Origin of the sequence: Pontibacter harenae, assembly GCF_020907245.1 — a bacterium.
GTDB classification, from domain to species: Bacteria; Bacteroidota; Bacteroidia; order Cytophagales; family Hymenobacteraceae; genus Pontibacter; species Pontibacter harenae.
Map to the genome: position 1 here is coordinate 1 of NZ_JAJJWH010000030.1, position 20063 is coordinate 20063.

Here is a 20063-nt window from a genome sequence, read left to right on the forward strand (position 1 = left end):
ACGATTTTGAACTCGCTGAACGCTCAAACAAAAAATCGTCGAAAGATGCACTTGGCATAGGCTATTTGCTCTGACTTAAAAAGTATAAAGGAGGCACTTGATCTATAGCAAATTCAAATGCGAAAGAAAGGATCTCGCTTATATGATCGAAGAAGAAATTTTCCCAGTTTTTCCATGAGGCGCCTCGAGAGTTTCTGGTGCCACGGGAGCGGCAGCCGTTAGGCAGGAAACGAAAGCAGCGCCGAATGGGAAAACGAGTCCCCGCGGACTTGGAGCGCACCAAAACAAACTATAAAACGATAGGTTGGTAAAACTGAGGCTGAACAGAAGCTACGCTAGCAAAGGCAGAATATTTACTTCTGTTACCCTATTTCTTCATGAAAGCATCAACCTAACCTTCGCTTTCCGTACTTTTGCGCACTTTTATTTCCACGATGAAACCAACAACCACAAACCCACATTATGCGGCAGGTATAACTGCCTTTGTAATCTGGGGATTCATACCTTTTCCGTTGAAAGCGCTGGCTGCTTACCCCAGCGGACAGATTCTGTACTTTCGGGTGCTGTTCTCGGTAGTCCTATTGCTGCTTATCACGCTGCTGTTTCGTCGTCGTGCCTTGCTTGATATGCTGGAACAGCTAAAAGCTTCCTCGCCACGTACGCTGCGCCTGTTCCTGCTTTACACTGTTCTGGGAGGAATGTTATTAACTGTCAACTGGCTCACGTTTATCTATGTCGTGAATCATATCAACATACAAACTGGTTCTTTCTCTTACCTGTTGTGTCCAATCCTTACAGCTGTGCTTGGCTTTCTGCTGCTAAAGGAACCGCTGCGGGCAAACCAGTGGCTAGCTATTGGGCTAAGTGCTCTGAGTTGTGCTTTGGTGGGCACAGGTGAGATAACAAGCCTGCTATTCAGTTTGCTTGTTGGGCTCAGCTACGCCTTTTACCTGATCACGCAGCGCCTGCTGAAGGCTTATGATAAGATTGTACTGCTCACGCTACAGCTATTGCTGGCTTTTACCCTCATCGGCCCAAGCTATAGTTTCCTGAGTGGAAATGAGCCTGTTGTCTTGGATACACACTTTTTCCTGAACATTGGTGTACTAAGTGCTCTGTTTACGGTGCTTCCGCTTTTCCTAAACCTATTTGCCTTGAAAGAACTTACATCTGGCACAGTAGGCATCCTGATGTACATCAACCCGCTACTTAACTTTGGCGTTGCATTTTTATATTTCAATGAGCAGACGACGCTTACGAAAGCTGTCGCTTATCTGATCATTTTTGTTTCAGTTATCATCTACAACATCAACCTAAAAGGCCGAAAAAAGAAAGGCAATGGTTTGGTTATACCACCTGTAGGCACCACGGCTGTGGCAAATAGTTAATCGCTATTAGTTAGTAGTTGCTCGCACTGTGAAAGGCTTTTAAATAATCAGCGCCTTGCCAGAAACAACTGGCAAGGCGCTGATTATTTAAACTTATATCTATTATTTTACTGATTCTGCTGCTGGCGCTGAATTTTCTGCTGATCCAGTTCGTGTAAAGCTCTGGCAGCCGAATCTTGATTAGGGCGCATGCCTCTGAAGCGGTTTGCCTGCTCGGCTGTCTTGGAGGTATCTCCAATAGGGGCAGGACGTGGATTGTTTAGGTTAGCAGCGGAGGAGTCCATGCCTACAATAGCTCTGGAAGTACTCGTGTCATCAGTTGGGTTAGCAGCTGGTCTATCACCTGAGCAGCTAAAGCCTATTACAGCCATAAACACTGCCAATATTCCTGTTTTAAATATATTCAATTGCTTTTTCATATCCGTTTTAACTTTAGTTATCGACTAATTTTAACGGCTATGCACGCATTTGGGTTGTGCAGGCGCTTGTACTACAACTGTTTCTGTGTTAAAATCCTAAACCAATCCTAATGCCCGTGTGTGCTTTTTCTCTCGATTGAAAAGATGTGAAGAAATCTACGCGCACTACTTTAAAGATGTGCTCTACGCCCAAGCCAAGTTCCAGGTAGTTATCAGATTCTTTTGTGTTGAGGTAATGCAAGCTTACCACCTCCTGCCACTTTAGCCTTCGGAAAAGCGGCACTTTGTTAAAGATGAAACCATTGAAATGATGCTCAAAATGCCCCTCCAAATAGCTATTGTTGGTACTGTAGCGGTAGTAATCTAGTAGCTGGAAACCTTCGTAGGTACCCGCAAAGACGGTGCGGTTTCCGTTAAAGTGGCGATAGTCCAGCAGGGTCATGTTGTCTTTGCTAAGGAACACGCCGCCCGTTAAGCTATAGTTACTGCTCCCTAATAAACCTAAGCCCAGCTCATCGCTTACACGAAAAGCAGCTGTACAATATTTCACATCGCTGCCCAAAGCATTTATACCTGTACGATACCCCAAAGAGAACCATGGATATTTGGAGCCGAGGTTTATCTTATTGTCTGGTCTGCTAATATATTCCTGCCCTGGCTTCCAACTAAGGGTCAGGTTTAGCGTCAGGGCCTGGTGCTCCTCAAAAGAAGCATCGGGTAGTTCCGCATTTACTGGTATGTTGGGTGTAAAAGTAGTTTCAGAGCGATCTCTAAAAGAATAATCGGTAGTATTCTGCAGCGGTGTTCGGTTGGCATAGTCTACGGTTCCGTTTAGATATACCCCATTCCAGAGCTCCGATCGGAACCCGATGCGACCATAGTCGCGGCCGTAGAGCTTCATATAATTCTTCTCCTGGACCAAAGTATAAATCGTATTCACAAACGGCGAAATGGGCTCGTTGCTGTTAATCTGATCGACATAACGGCCGCCCTCAACTGAAATGTAACTGTTCTTGATTGGATCGAACTGGTAGTTGAAGCCTACTTTGGCATTGAAGCGCTTGTTCGAGAAGCCGTAGCGCACCGCTGGTGTTATAGTGTAGCGTGTATTATCTTCGAACTGCTTCATATACCGCACCCGCACATCAGCCACCACACCTTCCACGGTATTAAACTGCACCAGGCTTGGCCCACCAGTTACGCTAAGCAGTGGATTTATGCTGATGTAAGTTTTTTCAAAGGTGTTGGAGTAAGTATAGCCGCCCAAGAAGAAGTTGCCTATACTTGGTTTGTTCCGCACCCGATCCAGCGAATCCTGGTACGGCTTGGAATTTTTAATCACCTCCAGGCTATCCTTTTTATGATAATCCACCTGCTCCTCCTCCGTCAGCGGCGTTGGCCTGATCTCGGCCCAGTATAGTGAGTCGCGTTTGTTGGCATCGGCCTCCACCACCAGCACCTCCTTCGAGAAAAGTTTTTCGTCGTGGATAGGCGGTTGCTCAGCAGGCGTGGCTTCTTTCGGTTTGGTGAGTTTGAAACGTGGTTTAGGTGCTGGTTTGGTTTGGGCTATTTCTCCTTTGGCTGGCTCTGGCTCCACCTCCTCCAGCACAGGCGGCTTGCTATAGGCTGGCTGCACTCTATACTTGGAGTACACGCCCGTGGCATAGCCTCTTCCTTTAAAACCCATACCGCCTGCCTCAAAATTATACTTCTGCGACACAGGCAGCCACACCTGCTCATGCACTGGCGCATGCACCTGCCGCACCCGAATAAAGTCTACGAACTCTATGCCTGCGTTTTTGGTAAGTGTAAGATCCACGCTATGGATGCGCCAGCTGCCCTCCACAATATAAATGCTCCCCGAAAAAACAGGGTCGTTGCGGCGGCGCGGTATTACTTTTATTTTGTTGATGGTGCGGCCGTTTTCTTGGAAAGCCCCCAGGTACTCGTAGCGATAGTAAAATAAGGCATTTTTTGCCAGCGGCGACACAAAACCACGCTCGCTCAGCCCCTCCACCTTCATCAGGTTATCATAAAAGCTGATGTTCATTTCGGAGGCTTTGTTAAAGCTGAAGCCTTTCTTTTGGCCGCTCACTTTGGAAGAGATCATGCGTTCGCTCACCTTGTTCGGCTGCTTAAAGTGCAGCACCGATACCGACTCCGACAGGTACACAATCCCTGTGTCCACATCCACCACTTTTATACCCAGCACTTTGCCAGGCACTTTATCCATGCGGGCCACCATTTTCATGTATACCTGGGCACTCCAGGCTGCTGCCTCATTCTGATGGTATTGGCGTAACCTGATAACATTGCGCATAATCTGCATGGCAGGATCTTCGTCGGCGGCACGCACTGTTACCTCGCGCAGATTTAGTTGCTCGGGTTGCAGCTGCACATTCAGCTGTTGTGTTCCTGCGGCTATCGTTACTTTTTCCTGCTTTGCCCGATAACCAATAAATTTAAACTCAATGGTATAGCTGCCTGAATCTAATTGCAGTTGGTAATAGCCTTGGTCGTTAGAGGCAGTGCCGCTGGAAGTTTCTTTGATGTAGATGCTGGCAAAAGGCAGGCCTTGGCCATTTTCATCCACAATTCGGCCACGTAATGTACCAGCGTAACTATAGCTGCAAATTAAAATCAGCAAAAGAAATAAACAGATGTTGCGCATGCAAAAGCTTATTGTCGGCAGTTCGTTTTTTGAAGCTAAGGAATTCAGACACAAGTAGCAAGACGCAGGGCTTTCAATATAATGCTTTGCGCTGTTCGGCAGGTCCGCCGCTTTTGTGTCTTCTCAAATAGTAACGCCTGTTATTAGCTCAAGTTGTGTAGCTAGGTTTGCAAGACAGTTTCGCCTACCGCAAGTTTTCAACTTGTGGTGAAAATGGAGCAAACTTGTAACTTGCGAAGTACAAAAGCGGCCTACGCAAGATGAAAACTTGCCTCATGAAAAGCTCCAAGTTTAAAACTTGAAGCATATATTATTTCGTCTACCGTACTTTTCAATCATCCACTAGAACACTCTTCGCATCTAACTTGCCGCCTTCTGCTCCTGCAGCTGCTTTCGAGTCAACCTGCGTTTATACTGGATGTTCAGCACTACACCCGCCAGCACTAAAGCCATACCTAAATAAGTCCAGAAATGAAAAGTTTCTTCAAAGAGAATAAAACCGAATAGCAGCGCGTAAATAATGCCAATGTAGTTCAGGCTTGCCACTTTAGAAATCTCTTCGGCCTGGTAAGAAAGGGTCATGTAATACTGTCCTAACTGTGTGAGCACGCCTACCAAGAACAGCAGCGCCCAATCCCAGCCCTCAGGCTGCACCCAATTTAAAACAGAATAAATACTTGTAATAGGCAGCGCCATCAGCGGAAAATAAAAGATAATTACCAATGGGTGCTCTTTTGTATTGATCTTCCGAACAATGGTGTAAGCCAAGCCTGTAAAAAAAGAACTAATCACACCAAGCCACAGGTAAAATGTATCTACTTCCGCCTCTACACCCTCTATCACCACCACACCTGCAAACGACACCAGGAAGAAAACCCATTGCCACACTTTCACCCGCTCCTTCACCAGGAAAATACCTAAGATAGCTGTAAAAATGGGCGACATGTATTGTACTGTGGCTGCCGTGGCAAGTGGTATATTCTGTAGTGTATTGAAAAACAGCATCAAAGCAATAGTACCTGTCACGCCTCTGGCGATAAGCCACTTGCGATCTTTTCCCCACACACTCACCTTTGCCCTGTGCAGCACCACATAACTCATCACCAGCGAAATAACTGACCTGAAAAGTATAACCTCCAACGCTGGAATATGCGATACTAACTTCACGCACACGTTCATCATAGAGAAAAACAGCGTGGAGAGCAGCATATACCTCACTCCTTTCGAAAGCATAAACAATGTATTGTTGTAGCTACAAAGGTAGGGGTTTAATTGTTGAATGTCATTTGCCAGAGCTAAAACGCCAGAAAGCGTATAATGTGGAGTTTTATTATCTTTAACATTGAATCTGACGCAGCGTTTGTCTGTTTATAGGATAGGTACAAAACAACTACTTTGGATCAGCAGAAGAAAAAGAAATACTATACCCCGAAAGAGGCTCTTATCAAAGCTGCGGCCTATTGCGCTTACCAGGACCGCACACAGCAGGAGGTGCGCGACAAACTCTACTCTTATGGTCTAGAATCCGACGATGTGGAGGAATTGATCGTGCGCCTGAGCCAGGAGAAAATGATTGATGAGGAGCGTTATGCGCAGTCTTACGTGCGCGGCAAGTATGGACTCAAAAAGTGGGGCCGCCGCAAGATTGTACAGGGCCTTAAAAGCAAAGGCATCTCTGATTACTGCATAAAACAGGGTCTGAAGGAGATTGATTTGGAGGTATACGAACAGAATTTGCTATACTTGCTCGAGAAGAAGAATACTACCGAAAAAGAGAAGAACCCTTTCCTCCGTCGCCAGAAACTCAGCTACTACTTGCTCAGCAAAGGTTATGAAAATGACTTGGTACAGGATGCGTTGAAGAGTCTCGAGTTATGAGTGCTGAGTCACGAGTTATACTTTAATAATTCGCTGCGGCTTACCTGATATAGTGCTTTTGATCATTTGTCCTTTGTAAAATATTCTTTTGTCTAAAACTAGCGTTTAGCAGGCATTTGTGGGTTCTGGATGCGGCGCTGCGGGACAAGCACTACTCTTCGGCCTGTTACTTCTTCCAGAATCGGTTTCAGTACTTTCTCGGCGTTTACTTTTGTCTGATTCAGTATACCTGAATTCAAGGCTGCTTTCTTTACGTTCTGCTCTGCGTACTTATAACTTTCCTGTATAAGGTCAGCATCCTGAAAATAAGTATTCTCTTTCGAGAAAACCTTGGTCTTGCTATGGTCTACTTTGTAGTAGCAGATTTCAGGAGCAGGTAAGGCTACCTGCACAATAGAATCTCCCTGAAATTGTATATCGCCAGCCTGTAGCTTGGCAAAGTCTACACAACCTACGGCTTCTCCTGCAACAATCAAGACTACTTTGGAGTTGGGTATAAAGCGGGAGACTTCTTTCTCATACTCCACCACATCTTTAAAATTATAGCGCACCAACTCCATTCGGCCTAAGTCCTCAACAGCAGTAAGCACTGTATTATACGTTACGACCACCTCAGGAGCTTTATCCTCTTCTGAAGAATTAAAAAAGTCTTTAAAACTGCGCCAGGCAAAAATACCTGCTGCTATAATTAAAATCCAAGGCAGTAACTTTATCAGAAATCTAAGAAGGGGCATTTATATAGTTTTTTGTATTAATACGGCAAAAGGAGTGCCAATAGTTCTACACCACCACCCCCAGCCGCTCTTTAAAGCCAGCATTGCCTTGCAAACCTCCTGTATGCACTGCCACCACACGACTGCCACTCGGAAAAAAACCCTTTCTGATTAGGTCATAAATACCGAACATCATTTTACCTGTATACACTGGCTCCAGCGGTACCTGGTAGTGCTTTTGGAAATTGTGCATGAACTCCAGCAGTTCAGGCTTCACCTTAGCATAGCCGCCGAAGTGATAGTCCGTAATAAGCTGCCAATTGCTGTAGCTCCCGCCGTTGTAGGCCTGTACCAGTTGCGCTATCTCCTCCTTTAGAAACTCTCCGCCTTTCAGCGCTGGGAAACCTATTACCTGCTTCTGGCCCTCCAGCCCAGCAATGATGCCTGCTATAGTACCGCCTGTACCACTGGTACAGCAGAGGTAGTTGTAATCTATATTGATGTCCTGCACAATTTCGGTACAGCCTTTTACGGCCAGCACATTGGTGCCTCCTTCTGGGATGATGTAAGGATGATTAAACTGCTCTGCCAGGTGCTGCAGGAATGTTAATTCCTGCTTCTGCCTATACTTCTCCCGATCAACGTAATGCAGATCCATACCGCAGGAGGTGGCAAAATCCAGCGTTGGGTTCAGCGGCAGGTGCTCCTCGCCACGAATCATGCCGATGGTTGTAAAGCCAAACTCTTTTCCAGCCGCTGCTACGGCCGCTATATGGTTCGAATAAGCTCCCCCAAAGGTTAATAGGGTTGCTTTCCCCTGCTGCTTTGCCTCCTGCAGGTTGTACTTGAGTTTGCGCCACTTATTGCCTGAAATGTGCGGATGCAGCATATCCTCCCGCTTTACCCACAGCTTTACCTCATGCTCTTCAAACAGCGGGTCGTGGAGTTGCTGGAGCGGTGCTTCTGAGATCATACCTTTTATCTTGATGACTTTGCTGCTGCTAAATAAGCTGTTGGTGAAAACACACAACAGCGGCGTACTTTTATACTTGCTTTTATAACGATATAAATCATAAAAAAGCCCCAGCTATTCGGGCTGAGGCTCTTCTGCAACTATTTCACTTCGATTTATACCTTGTCTTCCCAAAATCAATTCATACAATCAGCACTTGCATTAACATGAATGGGAACAGCACAACGTCTTTCATTTCTAATTTCTAGTTCTTAACTGGCGCAGCACTCGTGTCTGGCGTTGGTTCATCGCCTTTCTTCACACCGTATACAACCGCCCCTAACACCACCAGTAGTAGCAGTATGGAGGAGATAAGAGAAACAGTATTTCCTATTTCGTAAGACTTAGGTTCGAAGCGGAACTCGATGGTATGATTACCAGCAGGTACTTGCATCGCGCGCAGCACATAATTTGCCCTGAAATGATTTATTGGTTCACCATCTAAGTAGGACTGCCAGCCTGCAGGATAATACACCTCTGAGAATACGGCCAATCCTGGTTCTGCTGTCTGAGCTTCGTATTTCAGGTAATCTGGCTCATACTCCACAAGTTCGATGTTTGAATCGGTTGGGTTGTAGTTATGCTGCTCAATCGGGAATTTTGATACGTCTACCACGGCTGTATGCTCTGCATCGAACATTGTAAGTGCGTCAATTTCTTCGTCTGGCGACTGCACAGGCTGCACTTCTTCTACAAACCACGCATTGCCTAAGGCACCAGGCACACGCTGCACAGGCTGCTTCGGATCTCCTGTAATAGCATATTTTGTGTTCAGCATACGCAGCACCTCCAGGTTGTTCTGCGCTATGTGGCGCTCGATCAAATCCTGATAGCGGCGCATTTTGGCTCCATGATAACCGCCTACCGATTTATGGAAGTAAGAAATACGGGCATCGTTAAACGGATTCGGCAGGTAAATAACACGGTAGCTTAAATCTTTATCCTGCAGAATCATCTGATCGGCCTGCGTTGGCTGCAGTTGGTTTTCCATTGCATTCTTCTGGAAATCGTCGTTGTTCAGATAACGCTTGTTCACTGTCCAGAGGTCTACCAGAATAAGAGCACCAACAGCAGCTACGGCTATAGTAGCTGACAGCTTGTTCTTTACAAAAAAGTATAAAGCGGCGGCTGCTAATAGTATAAAAATCAACGAGCGTAACGCATCGGAACGCATAGCTGCTTCGCGATCTGCACGAATAGCATCGATAGGATACTGTGCCTGCATCAGTTGCTGGTCCATGGCACCTACAAAACTGGCAGAGCCTGCAAACAGCCAAACCAGCAAACAAATACCGCCTGTAATACCTGTGGCATACAGCAGCTTTTTGTCCAGGTCGGGAATGATTTTATAGTCTCGGCACAAAGTATAAAGCGCCAGCATGGCTAGCAGCGGTATTGTAATCTGAGCAATTACCAAGGCCGAAGATACCGCCCTGAACTTGTTATAGCCAGGGAAATAATCGAACATAAAGTAATTGAAAGCTTCGAAATTGCTACCCCAGGCCAGCATAAATGATAACAGCGTAGCAGCCACCAGCCAGATGCTCCAGCGCTTATCCACCAAAAACAAACCTAGTATAAACAGGAAGCAAACTATAGCTCCCACGTAAACTGGTCCGCTTGTGCTGGGCTGGTCGCCCCAATACAACGGTATACCTTGCTTCACGATTTGCTCTGCCTGGTTTGGAGGAACTCCCATGTGTACAAAGGCCTCGTAAGTATTTGAATTCTCATCCAGAGAAACACCGCTGGCTCCACCGTAAAACTCAGGAATCAACAGAGTAACAGTTTCAGAGATGCCGTAGCTCCAACCAAAAGCATAGTCACGGTTTAGGCCGCTACCTACCTCGGCTCCCTCTGGTGCTCTCAGTTCAGATTTGCCACGAATAGAATACTGGCTGTATTCGGCAGTTGTATATAAGCGTCCGAAGTTTACGCCTGCAGCTAAAACAGCACCTGCCAGCAACAAGGCTCCACGCTTCAAAAGGCCAGCTAAGAGGCCTTCTTTGATCGCAAAAATAAGCTCTACCACACCAAACACCAGAATCATCAGGAGCATGTAGTACGTCATCTGCAGGTGGTTAAAGTGCAGGTTCATCGTTAAACCTAGTGTAAACAGGGCTGCGCCAATCCACATGTTGCGGCGCAAGGTGTAGAACAAACCACCCAGCACCATCGGGATGTAGGCTATCGTCAGGGATTTTGTGTTATGCCCTGCCTCCAGTATAATAAAGTTGTAGGAAGTAAAGGTAATTGCAATGGCTCCTACTACAGATAGCCAGACATTCATGCCCAGAGCCACCATTAGTACATAGGCACAAAGCAGCGTAATAAAGATATTACCAGCCAGAGCAGGCATGTTAAAAGTAAGGATCTGGTGTATGTAGCGCGACCAATCGCCAGAGAAATGCGTGTTAATGAGGTAAGACGGCATACCCGAGAACATGGAGTTCGTCCAAAGTGCCTCTTCGCCTGTGGCCTCTCTATATTGTCTTATCTCCTGAGAAGCACCCTTCGACTGTAAGATGTCGTGCTGCGGCAGGCTTTCGCCTTCAAAAAGAACAGGTGAAAAATAAATTGCTGTAAGCAACAGGAAAATTACCACCGCCACCAAGTGCGGCAGCACATTACGTTTAAAATTAATAGAAGCCATGTTGTTTGATAAACCTCGAAAATAGAGGTTGAAAGATAGGACTTTTATTTTATTCTACATAAAACAGAAGGCGATGACCTGCTTTAGTACTGCTCATACTAACCTAAGCCATCGCCTCTACTATAAATGCTGTTGCTGCCCTTCCGCAGAACAAGAGAGTTTTGTTATCGCCTGACATTCCTGCCTGTGTTCTTGTTACCCCCAAGCACCACCTGTAAGCCCAACGAAGGAATGAAGGTCATACCCGAAAAACTGTACTCTCTATCTTCTAAGAAACTATATGTACCATAGTTCTGATAGTAAACTGTAAGCGCTGGCAACAAATAAACATAGCGGTAGCCGATTTTGCCGTTTAGGAAAAAGCCGAAAGACGGGAAATTATTTTTCTCCATTACAGACTCTACCCTTATATACTCTTCACCATACTTCCTGAAGAGTCTTCGCGGTTCAAAGCCATACTTAATAAAGGTGTGGTTATACACAACTCCAAACGAGAAGCTTCCGATTTCTTCTTCTGGTCCGAAGGAGGTGCTGAAGATAAGCGGAACTGTAATATCGCGACGGGAGGCTGTGAACTTGAACACTGGCACCAGTTTATCTAGTAAAAGCTGGTTAACGAGGCCAGAGCTTTGCGCTGCATACTGCAAAGCGATACTGCCATACCACTTGCCCTCACCAGGATTTAGCGGAGTACCCGTGGGGCCTAAGAACTGATATTGTACATCCAGGGCATGTGCACCAGAGGCATATTTATAGCCTGCATCAAAGCGAGGCGCAATACCATAGCGAACATAAAAATCAAAGGTAGGACCTACTGGGTCGAGGGAGTAGGCAACAAGAGCCCTGGAAAAAACATCTATTTCATTATCGTATAAGATAGTATCTTTTTTAGTGATGGCATCTACTGCGGCGTTTGTGATATCATCCAGTTGGCTAATCGGCTCCGTTGCAATGTTACCACCGAAGTTGCCTCCAAACTTGAATTGCCCAGGTGCTGTAACCTTACCAGAATTAATAACAGAACGTGGTGCAGTACAACCTGCTACCAGCCCCAGCATCAGCAGCAAGCAAGCTACCTTAGCCAGGGATATATTTTTGCGCATCTCCTCTTTTCTATAAATTTTGTTTGAACACCAGTAGCAGAATTGGGGTGAGGCAACCACAGCAGATTACATCCTCACATTCATTCAGTTAACAAATATAGAAAACTCTCTAAACAGCACAACAAACTGGAACATGATACTCAATTTTACTTAGCCGTAAACTAGCATAGGCTAAAACTGATTTTATTTTACTTCTTCGTAATCAATATACTCGCCGCCATCAAAGTCGTTGGATTTAGGCTGCTCTGGAATGTAGTCAATTTTAACATCGCCTTTAGCGCTGCCATTCTGTCCGTTACTACTTCTATGGCGCTGCTGTTGGTTATGCTGCTGGTTTATGTTGCTATAAAAGAAACTACCGTTACGCATTTTCTTCTTGATAAAAGCTCCTAACAGCCACCTCAAAAGCCAAGGCGCCACCATCCGAATAAAGAATATAATGAGAAGTGTTGTGAATATGAATTTGATCATGATAATGCTTTCTTTGGTATAAGGCATACTGCAAAAACAGTACCACCTACAGTCTAACGCCCTCTTATGGTAGAAGGGCTATATGTGGCTTTTCAGTAAGCTTATAACGAGCTCTTACTTCCAACATAAGATACTCATACCGCAAGCCCTCCTTTTTGTTAAAAGGAATTTTAGCCACTTAAGTTTCAAGATTAAAAATTCAATAATCCTGCTCAAGAAACTTTTGGTGCACAAATATACTACCATTCCGAATAAGAAACAGCTTTGAGCCTGATAGCAGCAGGTTTTCGCCTTCTGTTGTGCCACTAGCAAACGTTCTCTGCAAATTGTGTAGCACCTCCTGCTCCTAATAAAGTTTATCAGATGCAAAGCAAAATCAATTTCAAAGCATTTCTAAAACCCTCTAAAAACAAAAAGCCCCCTTCTGTTTCCAGAAGGGGGCTGAGGGAGATTGTTACATGCTCAGGTACAAATTCCTTTCGGAGTATACCTGCACAAAGTAGTCGTCTTGTAGGTCATCAATAAAGTAGATGGCCTCGCCCGTAGATTTCATCTCTGGACCAAGCTCCTTCGTTACCTCAGGGAACTTGTGGTGCGAGAATACAGGCACTTTTATGGCGTACCCTTGCTTGTGCGGGTTAAAGTTGAAGTCTTTCACCTTCTTCTCGCCCAGCATAATTTTGGTAGCGTAGTTTATGTACGGCTCACGGTAAGCTTTCGCAATGAATGGGAAAGTACGCGAAGCACGCGGGTTAGCCTCTATTACGTACACAATCTCATCTTTTACAGCAAATTGAATGTTGATTACGCCAACAGTTCTCAGTGCCACCGCAATCTTCTTCGTGTGATTCTCGATCTGGCTTAGCACGTTCTCGCTTAAGTCGAACGGAGGCAGCACCGCATAAGAGTCGCCTGAGTGGATACCTGCTGGCTCGATGTGCTCCATAATACCGCAAATGTGCACGTCCTCACCATCGCAGATTGCATCAGCTTCTGCTTCAATGGCATTGTTCAGAAAGTGGTCAAGCAGCACCTTGTTTCCAGGGTGATCTTTCAGCAAGTCAATTACGTGTGCTTCCAGTTCTTTCTCGTTGATCACGATTTTCATGTTCTGACCACCCAGCACGTAGCTTGGGCGCACCAGCAGCGGGAACTTCAGCTCCTTGCTTAGTGCAATGGCTTCTTCCGCAGTCTCAATCACAGCAAACGGAGGGTAAGGAATGTCCAGGTCACGCAGTAAAGAAGAGAAAGAACCACGGTCTTCGGCCAAATCCAGAGCCTGGTAGCTGGTACCTAATATTTTTATACCGAAACGATCCAGTTTCTCGGCCAGTTTCAACGCCGTCTGCCCACCTAACTGCACAATCACACCTTCTGGCTTCTCGTGCAGAATGATCTCATAGATGTGCTCCCAGAAAACTGGCTCGAAGTATAGTTTGTCCGAGATGTCAAAGTCTGTACTAACTGTTTCAGGGTTACAGTTGATCATGATGGTTTCGTAGCCGCATTCTTTTGCCGCCAGCACCCCATGCACACAGCTATAGTCGAACTCAATACCTTGCCCGATACGGTTTGGTCCAGAACCCAGCACCACTATTTTCTTTCTATCCGTTACAAGGCTTTCGTTTTCACCGTCAAATGTGCTGTAGAAATATGGTGTCTTCGCTTCGAACTCGGCAGCACAGGTATCCACCATCTTAAATACACGCTTGATGCCTAACTCCATGCGCACGTTAAACACTTCGCTCTCTTTGCAGCGCAGCAGGTGTGCAATCTGGCGGTCGGCATAGCCTTTTACTTTCGCTTCTTTCAGCAGCTCTGTAGGCAGAGTCTCCAGGCTGTATTTTTCAAGCTCTTTCTCCAGTTGGTCCAGCTCCTCTATCTGTGCCAGGAACCATGGATCGATCTTAGTAAGATTCTGAATTGTTTTGGTTGGAATACCAATGCGCATGGCATCTTTTATACTGAACAAGCGGTTCCAACTCGGATTTTTCAGGCTGTCGATCAGCTCGTCGTAATTTGTTTTTTCTTTTCCGTCGGCACCAATACCGTTGCGCTTAATCTCTAAGCTCTGGCAAGCCTTCTGCAGCGCCTCCTGGAAAGTACGGCCTATACCCATTACCTCACCCACAGATTTCATCTGCAGGCCAAGCGTACGGTTTGCACCTTTAAACTTATCAAAGTTCCAGCGAGGAATTTTAACGATCACGTAGTCCAGCGCAGGTTCAAAGAAAGCCGATGTGGTTTTAGTGATGGCGTTTTGCAACTCGTCCAGGTTATAGCCTATCGCCAGTTTGGCAGCCACCTTTGCAATTGGATAACCTGTGGCTTTAGACGCCAATGCAGAAGAACGGCTTACACGCGGGTTAATCTCAATCGCGATAATTTGATCGTCATCTGGGTTCACAGAGAACTGCACATTACAACCGCCTGCAAATTGCCCGATGCCATTCATCATTTTAATGGCAAGGTCACGCATTTGCTGGTATACTGTGTCAGGCAGTGTCATGGCTGGGGCAACCGTAATAGAGTCGCCTGTGTGCACACCCATCGGGTCGAAGTTCTCGATAGAACAGATAATAATCACGTTCCCGATATTGTCGCGCAACAGCTCCAGTTCATACTCTTTCCACCCTAAAATACTTTGCTCAATCAGTACTTCGTGCGTAGGCGAGGCATGTAGACCACGGTTCAGGGCAGCATCAAACTCCTCTGGCGTGTTTACAAAACCACCACCATAACCACCCAGTGTAAACGACGGGCGAATTACAAGCGGAAAGCCGATTTCCTGTGCTATCTCTTTTCCTTCCAGGAAAGAAGTAGCTGTTTCGCCCTTACAAACGTTTATTCCCAGTTCCAACATTTTAAGGCGGAACTCCTCACGGTCTTCTGTCGTCTCAATGGCTTTTATGTCTACACCGATGATCTTAACATTGTACTTCTTCCAAATTCCTGCTTTGTCGCAATCAATGGCTAAGTTAAGCGCAGTCTGACCACCCATAGTAGGCAATACAGCATCAATCTGGTGTTTCTCCAGAATCTCGATAATGTACTTCTTCTCCAGGGGCTTGAGGTAAACGTTGTCTGCCGTAATACTATCAGTCATGATAGTGGCAGGGTTGGAATTAATGAGTGTTACCTCGATTCCCTCCTCACGGAGTGAGCGGGCGGCTTGTGAGCCTGAATAGTCGAATTCGCAGGCCTGGCCGATGATAATAGGACCAGAACCAATAATAAGTACGGATTTAATACTGGTGTCTCTTGGCATGGATTGGTATGTATAAATTGCCTAAAGTTAAGGCTATATTTTTTCCATAACAAGAAAAAAGTAAAGACTTGCTTATCGCATTTTTTGTATATTGCTGTAAATCAAGGCAATTATTTTAAAATATCTTAACACCTTCCTTCAACTATTATGTTGTTTATAAAACGAAAATATGAAACAGCTGTGCTTCATCCTGCTATCAATTCTGTTCACTTTTTCAGCCTCTGCCTGTGAAATGACTTCCTCTGTAAGCTATGACAACTGTGGTGCCCTAACGCTTCCAAACCTATATGTTGACTATGCCGACACGATACGTCATACCCTGGAGATTAAGCTATAGCATCTTTGCCAAGCCCGTTTCAAAAGTATCTCTTACAGGTTCTCCGCCTTCGGCACAATAAGTATACTGCAGTAGTACTTATACTTGGATCTTGGATTGTACGCGATGCCTATACCTACATGGGTAGTGGGCGTGTCTTTGTCGTTCAGGCCGAGGAGGTGCTTCTGATGGCCCAGGCTCGGTACGCCTGCATCTATAATCAACTGCTTTATAAACTCCTGCGGCCCTTGGGTGTTAGCCGCAATAGACTCTACGTTGTTAGCTTTGGCATCTTTCGAAAAATAGTGCGGAAGCGGGTAGTTGGCCTGCCACAAGTAATAATTCATGCCCTTCCCTTTTTTATCTACATGATCGAAATAATTTTTGCGCGCCATATCTTCGGCTTTTTGCTGTGCCAGCCTAGCCAGTGTTGTATCCCATACTAGTTCGTGTTTGGCAGGCACTTTAAGCAAAGCAGGCAGTTTATACTTGCCAGCATAGTGCTTTGGGTCCTGCCGCACGGCGTTCAACTCTTTAAAACTAGCTTCGGCTACGGCCTGCAAAATATCTGTTGTTGATTGTTCCTGCTTTATGGGCCACCATGCCATCAGCAACAGGATTGTATATTTAAAGAGAAAAGGCATCAGAATAAGATTTATAATACTGCGCTTATGCTACAGCAGAAACGCGCTGCTGAGTTCCAAATTATATACCCGAAAACACCGCACAGCAAACTTTCTTTCTGCAAGACGTAAGTATAAACTGTAACACAGCAAGTATAAAGCCAACAATAAAACCATGGAAATGCCAAAAGAAGATGATCACATCACAAATTCAGACGAGAGCAAACGCCTGCCTGATGAAAACCCAGAGCCGCTAGAAGGAACAAAGAAAGAGCAAACTGACATTTTGGAAAGTGGCTTTGAGGGAAAAGAAGCTGGAGGAAATGCTGCGGCAAAAAATGAGGAAGATACACGCAAGCTAGATGGCAGTAACGCTAACAGCTTACGCACGAAATAAAGCGAAACTCTTGGTAAATCACCTGCAGTTTCACCTTTTGGTAACCTCATTTTGTTGCTATAAAAGTGTTGGACAGAAAGAATCTCCAAAATGATTGTTAGCCACGACTGGTAAACTTTTATAGCAGAATCTTGCTGCTCTACCTATTTGTTTCTTAAGAAGATTAAAGCGGAAAAGCAGTAGCGCCTCTCCTTGCTAAACTATAAGGCAGATTGCAAGAATTTATAGTTACAGGATTATTATACATCTGTAATCGTTTGATAGTCATAAATAAAGTCTTATGTTTAAGAAACGAAAAGATCTTCCATGGTTTGCTACCAATCCGAATACCTGCATGTGGAGTACTACGACAGCACACAAGTGTTGCTGACGCAGTGGTATGGCGGCTGCAGTAGCTTACAGTACCGCCAGGCCCTCATCAAAAGTATACGGTTATCAAAAAAGCTTCAAGTAAAGTATGCTGTTATAGACAAACGGTTGTTGCCGCCACTTTCCAAAGATGACTTTGAATGGACGCTTAACCTGTTTATGGATGCCTTAAAAAAGCTACCATTTAAGCGTTATGCTATCATTAATGCCTATAACCCTACAGCGGCACACCAGCAGCAAAAGCTCTATTACTCTCAGCGAAAGAACCTGGACTGCGAAATAAAAACTTTCGATGACCTTACCTCTGCATATGATTGGCTAACTGCCACTGAAGAAGCATAAAATTTCCTCCCTCCTAATTTAGAGCGTGTTGCTATAGCTTCTCCACTGGCTCAGTTTCTGCAAAGGACTTTGTACACACTGAACGCAACATCTACACCATTTTTAGTAACTCCTTGTGCAGCATTCGGCGCAATTAACTATATTGCTCAAGGGCTTATGTAATCGCGCGCAGGAGAAGCACAGCAGCTTTCGAAGCTATATAAGAAGCACCAGCAAAACATATCCGTTTTAACTATAGCCTATATGCTGTATGCCATTCTAAAACTTATTTATCGGGTTGGGTTATGGGTGTTTTTCAAAAAGCTGGAGATTCGTAATAAAGAACTAATCCCGAACGAAGGTCCGCTTTTGGTGGTATCAAACCATCCGAATACATTTATGGACCCCGTGGTGATTGCGGCACAGTTACAGCAGCCCGTATATTTTATTGCTAAGAGCACCATCTTCGGATCGTCTTTGCAGAACTGGCTACTGCAACGCATGCACCTTATTCCCATACATCGGCGTGAGGATGCTCCTGGGCAGCCAGTAAATAACGATGAAGCCTTTGCCGCAAGTTTTAAAGCGCTTGCTACTAAAAAGACATTAATTATTTTCCCAGAAGGCAATAGCTTTAACGAACGTCGCTTACGCAAAATAAAAACAGGAACCGCACGTATTGCCTTAGGTGCTGAGACACAGAGCAACTACAGCCTAGGCACTAAAATACTACCCATAGGTCTTAATTACTCCGCCCCTACCAGGTTCAGGAGTAATGTGTTTGTTAATGTTGGCCAGCCTATCTCAGTTGCCGATTATGCTCAGGCATACCAAAGCGAAGATGCAGCAGCTATACTTACTCTTACAGAAGATATAAAACAACAACTGGAAAGGCTTATTATTAATACCCCAACCGAAGAGGAAGATGAGCTGGCAAAGCAGATAGAAACCATCTACAAAGACAAATTGATAGATGAACCATCTCCTACACAAGAGCAGGAATTTGTAGTTTCTCAGAGCATTGTTGAAAGCATTGTGTTTTTCAGCAGCAAGGCCCCTGAGCGAGTGGCCGCTCTAAAAGAAGACATCAAAAATTACCTCCTACAGTTAGACACATTGCGCCTGCAGGACTCCCTGTTAGGAAAAGGCAAGAGCAGCATACTTCGGCATAGCCTAGCGGCTGTTCTCTTTTTAATTATTGGTTTTCCTGCTTATGTTTTTGGGCTTGTTCATAACTACATTCCTTATATTATACCTGCTAAAGTGGCCCGTTCAGTTACGAAAGAAAAAGAATGGTATGCGCCCATCATGCTCACGGTAGGCATTTTTGCTTTCCCAATCTACTACACATTTATGGCTTTTGTGTTTTGGTACTGGTTTCCGTTGATCCCCTCTTTACTCATATACTTGGTGAGCTTGCCTGTTAGCGGCTTCTTTACGCTCCGATACTGGAGCACCCTGAACAATACACATGGGCAATGGCTTTTCCTAAGGTTGTTCTTTAAGAGGGGCAGTATGGTACAACAACTACAGCGGCAAGCCATCATAAATGAATTAGAGCAGGCAAAACAAGAGTTTTTGCAAGAAAGAGACGCTGCAAAAAGTCAGTCCAGCATTGCACCAACAAAAACTGATTTATTCTGAGAAGTTGCATTAACATCCATAAAGGAACATTTCTTTACACCATCTATACACATCGAGTAAATTTATTATCCTGCATCTTAATATCCATTTTAATTATCTTCCGTAAAAGATTAGCTGACATATAATTTTTAATTAATTGTTATCAAGCTATGAAAAAGACATTTGTAAATTTATTTGGTGCGTCTGCGTTTATGTTAGCCACAGTTTTCACAGGCTGTACGTCCTCTGACACAACAACTGACGGCACTACCGACGAGTACGGCACAACCACAACAGGTACCACTACGGGAACTACAGCAGGTACCACTACGGGAACTACAGCAGGTACCACTACAGCAGGTACTACTACTGGAATGACCACTGGAACTACAACTGGCATGACGACAGGTACTACCACTGGTACAACAACAGGAACTACTACTGGTACAACAACTGGTATGACGACTGGAACTACAGGAACAACAACTGGTACTACAACTGGCATGACGACAGGTACTACCACTGGTACAACAACAGGTACTACTACTGGTACAACCACAGGTACTACCACTGGTACAACAACAGGTACTACTACTGGTACAACCACAGGTACTACCACTGGTACAACAACAGGTACTACTACTGGTACAACCACAGGTACTACCACTGGTACAACAACAGGTACTACTACTGGTACAACAACTGGTATGACCACTGGAACTACAACTGGCATGACGACAGGTACTACCACTGGTACAACAACAGGTACTACTACTGGTACAACAACAGGTACTACCACTGGTACAACAACAGGTACTACCACTGGTACAACAACAGG

General features: G+C 45.1%; 17 protein-coding genes. 7 read left to right on the top strand and 10 right to left on the bottom strand.

Translation table 11 applies throughout. The annotated features are described in order from the left end of the window. Nucleotides 1-434: 434 nt before the first annotated feature. The gene (locus LN893_RS14225; RefSeq protein WP_229971177.1) at nucleotides 435-1388 is read left to right on the top strand and encodes an EamA family transporter; all 954 of its coding nucleotides are present in this window, start codon (nucleotides 435-437) and stop codon (nucleotides 1386-1388) included. A gap of 107 nt (nucleotides 1389-1495) precedes the next feature. Here LN893_RS14225 and LN893_RS14230 read toward each other — a convergent pair whose 3' ends face one another. The 3 genes from LN893_RS14230 to LN893_RS14240 all read right to left on the bottom strand — a co-directional run bounded on the left by LN893_RS14230 (nucleotide 1496) and on the right by LN893_RS14240 (nucleotide 5711). Beyond that, nucleotides 1496-1807, bottom strand: a complete 312-nt coding sequence (locus tag LN893_RS14230; RefSeq protein WP_229971179.1) for a hypothetical protein — start codon at nucleotides 1805-1807, stop codon at nucleotides 1496-1498. Nucleotides 1808-1895: 88 nt separating this feature from the next. Beyond that, entirely contained in the window at nucleotides 1896-4478 is a 2583-nt protein-coding gene (locus LN893_RS14235) for a DUF5686 and carboxypeptidase regulatory-like domain-containing protein (protein ID WP_229971181.1), read from the bottom strand. A gap of 360 nt (nucleotides 4479-4838) precedes the next feature. After that, nucleotides 4839-5711 carry a DMT family transporter gene (locus LN893_RS14240; protein WP_229971183.1) on the bottom strand — a complete coding sequence of 291 codons (873 nt, stop codon included), beginning with the start codon at nucleotides 5709-5711 and terminating at the stop codon, nucleotides 4839-4841. Nucleotides 5712-5873: 162 nt separating this feature from the next. Between LN893_RS14240 and LN893_RS14245 the strand changes: the two genes are divergently transcribed. Next, nucleotides 5874-6356: a regulatory protein RecX gene (locus tag LN893_RS14245; protein WP_229971185.1), complete on the top strand. Its 483-nt coding sequence runs from the start codon at nucleotides 5874-5876 to the stop codon at nucleotides 6354-6356. A 98-nt stretch (nucleotides 6357-6454) separates the two neighbouring features. Here the strand turns inward: LN893_RS14245 and LN893_RS14250 are convergent, their stop codons facing one another. The 6 genes from LN893_RS14250 to carB all read right to left on the bottom strand — a co-directional run bounded on the left by LN893_RS14250 (nucleotide 6455) and on the right by carB (nucleotide 15576). Further along, on the bottom strand, nucleotides 6455-7090 hold the full coding sequence (locus LN893_RS14250; protein WP_229971186.1) for a DUF4230 domain-containing protein: 636 nt from the start codon (nucleotides 7088-7090) through the stop codon (nucleotides 6455-6457). A 46-nt stretch (nucleotides 7091-7136) separates the two neighbouring features. Then, the gene (locus tag LN893_RS14255) at nucleotides 7137-8042 is read right to left on the bottom strand and encodes a 1-aminocyclopropane-1-carboxylate deaminase/D-cysteine desulfhydrase (protein WP_229971187.1); all 906 of its coding nucleotides are present in this window, start codon (nucleotides 8040-8042) and stop codon (nucleotides 7137-7139) included. 244 nt (nucleotides 8043-8286) lie between these two features. After that, complete coding sequence (locus tag LN893_RS14260; protein ID WP_229971188.1) at nucleotides 8287-10734, bottom strand: hypothetical protein; 2448 nt, start codon at nucleotides 10732-10734, stop codon at nucleotides 8287-8289. Between the two features lie 164 nt (nucleotides 10735-10898). After that, nucleotides 10899-11837 (bottom strand): hypothetical protein, encoded by a 939-nt coding sequence (locus LN893_RS14265; RefSeq protein WP_229971189.1) that lies wholly within the window; start codon nucleotides 11835-11837, stop codon nucleotides 10899-10901. A gap of 183 nt (nucleotides 11838-12020) precedes the next feature. Further along, the gene (locus LN893_RS14270; protein WP_229971190.1) at nucleotides 12021-12308 is read right to left on the bottom strand and encodes a DUF4834 family protein; all 288 of its coding nucleotides are present in this window, start codon (nucleotides 12306-12308) and stop codon (nucleotides 12021-12023) included. Nucleotides 12309-12762: 454 nt separating this feature from the next. Further along, on the bottom strand, nucleotides 12763-15576 hold the full coding sequence (gene carB, locus LN893_RS14275; RefSeq protein WP_229971191.1) for a carbamoyl-phosphate synthase large subunit: 2814 nt from the start codon (nucleotides 15574-15576) through the stop codon (nucleotides 12763-12765). A 169-nt stretch (nucleotides 15577-15745) separates the two neighbouring features. Here carB and LN893_RS14280 point away from each other — a divergent pair, with 169 nt between their 5' ends. Further along, nucleotides 15746-15913 carry a hypothetical protein gene (locus LN893_RS14280; protein WP_229971192.1) on the top strand — a complete coding sequence of 56 codons (168 nt, stop codon included), beginning with the start codon at nucleotides 15746-15748 and terminating at the stop codon, nucleotides 15911-15913. Nucleotides 15914-15945: 32 nt separating this feature from the next. Here the strand turns inward: LN893_RS14280 and LN893_RS14285 are convergent, their stop codons facing one another. After that, complete coding sequence (locus LN893_RS14285; protein ID WP_229971194.1) at nucleotides 15946-16536, bottom strand: CAP domain-containing protein; 591 nt, start codon at nucleotides 16534-16536, stop codon at nucleotides 15946-15948. A gap of 154 nt (nucleotides 16537-16690) precedes the next feature. Between LN893_RS14285 and LN893_RS14290 the strand changes: the two genes are divergently transcribed. The 4 genes from LN893_RS14290 to LN893_RS14305 form a co-directional block, all read left to right on the top strand. Continuing rightward, nucleotides 16691-16912 (top strand): hypothetical protein, encoded by a 222-nt coding sequence (locus LN893_RS14290; protein ID WP_229971195.1) that lies wholly within the window; start codon nucleotides 16691-16693, stop codon nucleotides 16910-16912. Nucleotides 16913-17218: 306 nt separating this feature from the next. Then, nucleotides 17219-17623, top strand: a complete 405-nt coding sequence (locus LN893_RS14295) for a hypothetical protein (protein WP_229971196.1) — start codon at nucleotides 17219-17221, stop codon at nucleotides 17621-17623. Between the two features lie 243 nt (nucleotides 17624-17866). Then, on the top strand, nucleotides 17867-19246 hold the full coding sequence (locus LN893_RS14300) for a lysophospholipid acyltransferase family protein (protein WP_229971197.1): 1380 nt from the start codon (nucleotides 17867-17869) through the stop codon (nucleotides 19244-19246). A 149-nt stretch (nucleotides 19247-19395) separates the two neighbouring features. Beyond that, nucleotides 19396-20063, top strand: a 668-nt coding sequence (locus LN893_RS14305) for a hypothetical protein (protein WP_229971198.1), incomplete at its 3' end; no start/stop codon positions are given.